Source organism: Kitasatospora griseola (genome assembly GCF_014648555.1).
GTDB classification, from domain to species: Bacteria; Actinomycetota; Actinomycetes; order Streptomycetales; family Streptomycetaceae; genus Kitasatospora; species Kitasatospora griseola.
Genome location: NZ_BMRI01000032.1, coordinates 59,801 through 66,420, shown reverse-complemented (window position 1 = coordinate 66,420; position 6,620 = coordinate 59,801). Strand labels below are relative to the sequence as shown.

Here is a 6,620-nt window from a genome sequence, read left to right as displayed (position 1 = left end):
GTCGAACTCGCCCGGGCGCTGCGCCCCGACGTGGTGCTGATGGACGTGCGGATGCCCGGCTGCGACGGCGTCGAGGCGACCCGCCGCCTGGCCGGGGTCGGCCCCCGGGTGCTGGTGCTGACGACCTTTCACCACGACGCGTACGTGTGGGGCGCGCTGCGCGCCGGCGCGGCCGGATTCCTGCTGAAGCGGGCCTCCCCGGAGCGGCTGATCGACGCCGTCCACGCGGTCGCCGCGGGCGAGGCCGTCCTCGACCCGGCCGTCACCCGCGACCTGCTCGGCCACCTGCTCGCCGCCCCCGCCCCCGAGCCCGCGCCCGCCGACTCCTCCGACAGCGAACGGTTGGCGGCGCTCACCGCCCGGGAGCGCGAAGTCCTGCGGCTGGCCGCCGACGGCCGCCCCAACGACGAGATAGCGGCGCTGCTGCACCTGGCCGAGTCCACCGTGAAGACCCACGTCAAACGCATCCTGGCGAAACTCGGCGTCCACGACCGCTCGCAGGCCGTGGCCGCCGCCTACCGACACGGCCTGATGGGCCCGCACCCGTACCGCCTGCCCGGCGCGCCCTGATTCCGGGGGCCTCTCAACTCGCGGCGGCGGACGGATGGGGACGTCGCGTTCGCCCACCTGTGCACGTCGACTCGGGGCAGCGGAAGGGCCGCCTCCAGGCGGCGATCCGGGTCAGGGGGCCACCTGCCTGCGGCGTGCGGAGGGCGTCCGGTCGATCCCCCACGAGCACGTCGCCGTCCCGTTCGGCCCGGAGACCCTGCGGCCGTGGCTGCCCGCCGAGAAGGACGACCGGCCGGGCCGACCGCCGTGGGAGGCGCATGACGGTGCGTCATCGTCGCGTCGGCGGGCTGTCCTTTCGGTGTGGTCGTACATTGAGCGGATGATCGTCGACAACGGGACGGGGCCGGCGCGGTACGGGTGGGGGCCGTCCGGGCAGAGGCTGGCCGCGCAGGGGGAGTGGGGGGAGCTGCTCGGGCGGTTCCGGGTGGCCAGGGCGCTCGGCGACGGGCTCGCGGGGCCGCTCGGGCACCTGGTGGCGTACGGCGCGCCCGCCGCGGTCGCGGCGAGGTTGTTCGACCCGGCGGCCGGGCCGGGCGCGGCGACGGTGGGGGACCACGACGCCGGGCCGCTGTGGGAGGTGCTCGCCACCCGCCACCCCTGGACGGTGCTGGCCGAGCTGCCGCTGCCGCCCGCGATCCGCCGGCCGGCCGCCCACACCCGGGCCCTGCTCGGCGACGGCCCGGCCGGTGGCGGGTGCGACGAGGCAGGGGTGCCGTACCGGCTGCGTCCGTGGGAGGACAGCGGATGGGAGCGCGACACCCGGGTCCGCGAGTACCTGCCCGGCGGCGGCGCACGGCGCGCCCTGCAGCTGGCGCCGCCCACCCGGGAAGGCCTCGGCGTCGTCCGACTGCCGTCCCCCGGTGCCCGGTTGACGGGGCGACTGGCGACCGGCCTGCTCGCCGGCCTGTCCGACTGGACCAGCGCCGTGTGCGTGCGCGGCCGCGCCACCGATGCCGCCGCGCAGCTCACCGCCGGTCCCGAAGTCACCGGCGGGCAGCTGCCGTTCGCCGCGCTGTACCCGGCGCTGGTCCACCTCGCGTCCGCCCGCTCCGACCTCGGCGCGGCCCAAGGGCGGCTCGCCGTCTGGCAGTTGCTCGCCGCGATGGAGGACGCCGACACCGCGGACCCGGCCCGCGTCGATGCCGTGGTCGGCCGCCTGCACTGCCTGGCCTGGACCGAACCGGGCGACGACCTCCGCCATCTGCACCTCGCCCTGGAGGACCCGGCCACCGGCCTCGCCTGGGCGCTCTCCGGCACCACCCCCGATCCCGCCTGACGCGCTGCACCCCTCCGCGGCGCCGGCGAACGACGACGACCCCGTCGGCGCCCGGGCGGACCCGGGACGCCGACAGGGGCGGAGTGCAGTCGCGGCCGAGGACCGGTCAAGCGGCCGGCTCGGTCACCGGGGCCTGCGCCTGGGCGGGCAGTTCGGCGCCCTCGGGCGTGCCCGCGGTCTCGTCGTAGGGGAGCTCGCCGGCCAGCACGGCGTTCATCCGCTCACGGTCGAGCTCGCCCGTCCAGTGGCCGATCAGCACGGTGGCGGCGGCGTTGCCCGCGAAGTTGGTCATGGCACGGGCCTCAGACATGAAGCGGTCGATGCCGACGATCAGGCCGACGCCGTCGACCAGCGCGGGCTTGTGGGACTGCAGGCCGCCGGCCAGCGTGGCCAGGCCCGCGCCGGTGACGCCCGCAGCGCCCTTGGAGGCGATCACCATGAACAGCAGCAGGGAGAGCTGCTCGCCGATCGACATCGGCTTGTCCATCGCCTCGGAGATGAAGATCGACGCCATGGTGAGGTAGATGGCGGTGCCGTCCAGGTTGAAGCTGTAGCCGGTCGGCACGGTGATGCCGACGACCGGGCGGCTCACGCCGAGGTGCTCCATCTTCGAGATCAGCCGGGGCAGCGCGCTCTCGGAGGACGAGGTGGACAGGATCAGCAGGAACTCCCGGCCCAGGTAGCGCAGCAGGGAGAAGACGTTCACGCCGGCGGCCAGCCGGAGCAGCAGGCCGAGCACCACGACCACGAACAGCACGCAGGTCACGTAGAAGCCGACCATGATCACGGCGAGGCTCTTCAGCGCGGCCGTGCCGGTCGCGCCGACCACCGCCGCCATCGCGCCGAACGCGCCGATCGGGGCCACCCACATGATCATCGACATCACCCGGAACACCAGCTTCTGCAGGTGCTCCACACCGCGCAGGATCGGCGCGCCCGCCGTGCCCATGCCCTGCAGCGCGAAGCCGACCAGCAGCGCCATCAGCAGGGTCTGCAGGACCTGGCCCTGGGTCAGCGCCGACACCAGGGTGGTGGGGATGATCCCGAGCAGGAAGTCGGTGGTGGTCGCGGCGCCGGCCGCGGCCTGCGCGTGGCCGGACTTCGCCAGCGCCGCGGTCAGGTGCAGACCACTGCCCGGCTCCAGCAGGTTGCCCACCAGCAGACCGATGCCGAGCGCCACCGTCGAGGTCAGCAGGAAGTAGCCGAGCGCCAGACCGCCGACCCGGCCGACCTTCGCCGCCTTGGTGACCGAGCCCACGCCCAGCACGATGGTGCAGAAGATCACCGGGGAGATCATCATCTTGATCAGGTTGACGAAGCCGGTGCCGACCGGCTTCAGCTCCACCGCGAACTTCGGCGCGGCCAGACCCACCACGATCGCCGCGATCACCGCCGCGATCACCGCCAGGTACAGGTAGTGGGTCCGATCCGATCTGCGCGTCGGCTTCCCGTTCGTGGTGGGGGTCATCCGCTCGGCTCCTTCGCCGCTAGGCTCGCATCGCGTCCTTGAGGGGGGTGGACGCGACCGGCCCGTGGGTGGCGGGCCGCGGCACGACTATTCGCCCCGCCGTGAGGGACGTCACGGTTACGTTCATAGAGTTCACGGGTACCGCGGACGTCGTGACAGGCCCGTGACCAGGCACACTTGTCGGCATGCACCCGCCCAGCCCGACCGCCCGTGCCGCTCGCGCCGCCCGCCCCCGTCGGCGCCGCAGCCTGGCCGGACGGCTGTTCGCGGTCCAGGTGGTCATCGTCGGGGCCGTGGTCGCCGGCGGCGCGGTGCTCGCCTACCTGTTCACCGCCGCCCGCGCCGAGGACACCGCCCGCCACGAGGCCACCGCCGTCGCCCAGTCCGTCGCCGACGCCCCCACCGTCCGCGCGGCCGCCGTCGGTCCGGACCCCAGTGCGGTCCTCCAGCCATACGCCCAGCAGGTCCGCGCCGACACCTACGTCGACTTCGTCACGGTCATGGACCCGCAGGGCATCCGCTGGACCCACCCCGACCCGGCGCAGATCGGCCGTCCCTTCCTCGGCCACATCGACCAGGCCCAGCAGGGGCGCCTCCAGCAGGAGACCTACACCGGCACCCTCGGCCCGTCCGTGCGCGTCGTCGCCCCCGTCTACGACGACGAACACCACGTGGTCGCCCTGGTCAGCGCGGGCATCACCGTCGACAACATCTCCGCCCGGCTGCGCGTCCCCCTGCTCGCTCTCACCGGCGTCGCCGTCGGCGCCCTGGCGCTCGGCGCCGCCGCCAGCTACCTGGTCGCCGCCCGGCTGCGCCGCGACACCCACGGCATGGACGCCGAGGATCTCGCCCACCTGTACGACTACCACCAGGCGACGCTGCACTCGGTGCGCGAAGGGCTGGTGCTGTTCGACCGCGACCACCGGGTGCTGCTGTGCAACGACGCCGCCCGCGAACTGCTCCAAGTGGACGGCGAGGTCGAGGGATTGACGGTCCGTCAGATCGGCCTTTCGAGCTCGCTGATCCGGGCGATGGAATCCGTCGAGCCGGTGCGCGACGAGGTGCACCTGACCGCCGAACGCGTGCTGCTGGTCAACACCTCGCCGATCGGGGCCGGACTCGGTAGCGTGGTCACCCTCCGGGACCACACCGAACTCCAAGGACTCACCGGCGAGTTGGACACCGTCAAAGGCATCGCCGCGGCACTCGACGCGCAGGCCCACGAAGCCGCCAACCGGCTGCACGCCGTGGTCTCGCTGATCGAACTCGGCCGCCACCGCGAGGCCGTGGAGTTCGCCACCGCCGAACTCGCCCTCGCCCAACGGCTCACCGACCAGGTGGTCGGCGCGGTCGGCGAGCCCGTGCTCGCCGCACTGCTGCTCGGCAAGGCCGCGCAGGCCGCCGAACGCGGCGTCGAACTCCACCTCACCGAGGACAGCCGGATCGACGACGGCGTCCTGCCCGACCGGCTCACCCCGCGCGACCTGGTCACCCTGCTCGGCAACCTGATCGACAACGCGGTCGACGCCGCCATCGAGAACGCCGCGCACGCCGCCCCCGAAGTCCGGGTCACCGCCCGCACCGAGGACGGCCACCTGCTGCTCCGGGTCGCCGACACCGGCGCCGGTGTCGACCCCGCCGCCGCCGACGAGGTCTTCCGCCGTGGCTGGACCACCAAGCAGCACGGCCGCGGACTCGGCCTCGCGTTGGTCGCCCAGACCGCCCGCCGCAACGGCGGCGACGTCCGACTGGGCCACGGGGACGACCGGTTCGGCGGGCCGTGCGGCGGCGCGGTGCTCACCGTCCGACTCCCGCTCCAGCGCCCGGCGGTGGACGCATGAGCGGCCTCCTCGAGCAGCGGCCGATCCGGGTCCTGGTGGTCGAGGACGACCCGGTCGCCGCCGACGCCCACGCCCGGTACGTCGCCGCCACCCCCGGCTTCACCGTCACCGCCACCGCGCACTCCCGCGCCGAGGCTGTCCGCGCCCTCGACCGCGCCCGGGAGGCCGGCGCCCCCGTCGAGCTGATCCTGCTCGACCTCTACCTCCCCGACGGCCACGGCCTGCACCTGTGCGCCACGCTGCGCGCCGCCGGGCACAGCGCCGACATCATCGCCGTCACCTCCGCCCGCGACCTCGCCACCGTCCGGCAGGCCGTCTCCGCCGGCGTCGTCCAGTACCTGCTGAAACCGTTCGGCGCCGCAGCGCTCGGCGACCGCCTGCGCCAGTACGCCCGCTACCGGGCCAGTCTCGGCCGCGAGGGCGAGGCCCTCGGACAGGACGAGGTCGACCGGGCCCTCGCCCTGCTGCGCGGCACCGACCGCACCAGCCTCCCCAAGGGCCTGACCGCCGCCACCCTGGAGACCCTCGCCACCGCCCTGCGCACCGCCCCCGACGGCCTCTCCGCCGGCGCGGCCGCCGAGGCCACCGGCGTCTCCCGGATCACCGCCCGCCGCTACCTCGAACACCTGGTCACCACCGGCCACGCCACCCGCGAACCCCGCTACGGGCAGGTCGGCCGCCCCGAGCTCGGGTACCGCTGGAAGTACGAATAGCCGGATGCGGCAGGCCGCTGGGTACGGCAGGTGCGGGAGGTGCGGGAGGTGCGTCGGGCGCGTCGGGTGCGCGTCAGGCGCGTTCGGCGAGGACCAGGAAGCGGTCCGGCTCGTCGGTGTAGGAAAGCGGTTTCCAGCCGGTGGCGGCGAGGAGCGGGAACAGGTTGTCGCGGGCGCGCAGGTCGTCCGGGGTGACGGGGCGGCCGTGGCGGGCGGCGAGGGCGGCGCGGCCGACGGGGTGGTACAGGGCGAGGCGGCCGCCCGGGCGGGTGACGCGGGCGAGTTCGCGCAGGCCGGTGTCGGGGCCCGGCAGATGGGAGATCAGACCGGCCCCGAAGACCAGGTCCGCGACGGCGTCGGGGAGCGGGAGCCGGGTGCAGTCGGCCTGCAGCAGGGCGGCGTCGGCGCGGTGTTCCGCGGCCTGCTCCAGCATCTCCCGGGTGAGGTCGACGCCGAGGACGGTGCCCGACGGACCGACCGCCGCGCGCAGCAGCGGCAGCGCGCGGCCGGTGCCGCAGCCCGCGTCGACGGCGAACTGGCCGACCGTCAGGCCGGTGTCGGCGATCGCGGCGGCGTAGCGCGGACCGTCGTCCGGGAACCTGGCGTTCCAGCCGGCAGCGCGTTCGGCGAAGAAGGCTTGGGTGTCGGCGAGTTCGCGGGCGTGCGCGTCAGGGGGCGGAGTCTCCATGGCGGCAGGGTACTTGGGCCGCAGCCGTGACTTCGGCGTGGTCATGCTCGTTGGGGAGGCGGGT

6 protein-coding genes are annotated in these 6,620 nt (G+C 74.7%); 4 read left to right on the top strand and 2 right to left on the bottom strand.

Annotated elements, in window-relative coordinates:
* Positions 1-570 (top strand): LuxR C-terminal-related transcriptional regulator (locus IEZ12_RS29485; protein WP_229848265.1); only part of this gene is annotated, 570 nt, incomplete at its 5' end.
* Positions 571-889: 319 nt separating this feature from the next.
* Entirely contained in the window at positions 890-1,846 is a 957-nt protein-coding gene (locus IEZ12_RS29480) for a hypothetical protein (RefSeq protein ID WP_189276218.1), read from the top strand.
* 106 nt (positions 1,847-1,952) lie between these two features.
* On the opposite strand, the gene IEZ12_RS29475 is transcribed toward IEZ12_RS29480, so the two are convergent.
* On the bottom strand, positions 1,953-3,314 hold the full coding sequence (locus tag IEZ12_RS29475) for a cation:dicarboxylate symporter family transporter (protein ID WP_189276216.1): 1,362 nt from the start codon (positions 3,312-3,314) through the stop codon (positions 1,953-1,955).
* 185 nt (positions 3,315-3,499) lie between these two features.
* On the opposite strand from IEZ12_RS29475, the gene IEZ12_RS29470 reads away from it, so the two are divergent.
* Both IEZ12_RS29470 and IEZ12_RS29465 read left to right on the top strand, forming a co-directional pair.
* Complete coding sequence (locus IEZ12_RS29470; RefSeq protein WP_189276214.1) at positions 3,500-5,155, top strand: sensor histidine kinase; 1,656 nt, start codon at positions 3,500-3,502, stop codon at positions 5,153-5,155.
* Positions 5,152-5,868, top strand: coding sequence for a response regulator (locus tag IEZ12_RS29465; RefSeq protein ID WP_189276212.1), 717 nt, complete (start codon positions 5,152-5,154; stop codon positions 5,866-5,868). The genes IEZ12_RS29470 and IEZ12_RS29465 overlap by 4 nt, the downstream gene beginning before the upstream one ends.
* 73 nt (positions 5,869-5,941) lie before the next feature.
* Here the strand turns inward: IEZ12_RS29465 and IEZ12_RS29460 are convergent, their stop codons facing one another.
* On the bottom strand, positions 5,942-6,556 hold the full coding sequence (locus IEZ12_RS29460) for a class I SAM-dependent methyltransferase (protein ID WP_189276210.1): 615 nt from the start codon (positions 6,554-6,556) through the stop codon (positions 5,942-5,944).
* Positions 6,557-6,620 lie beyond the last annotated feature (64 nt).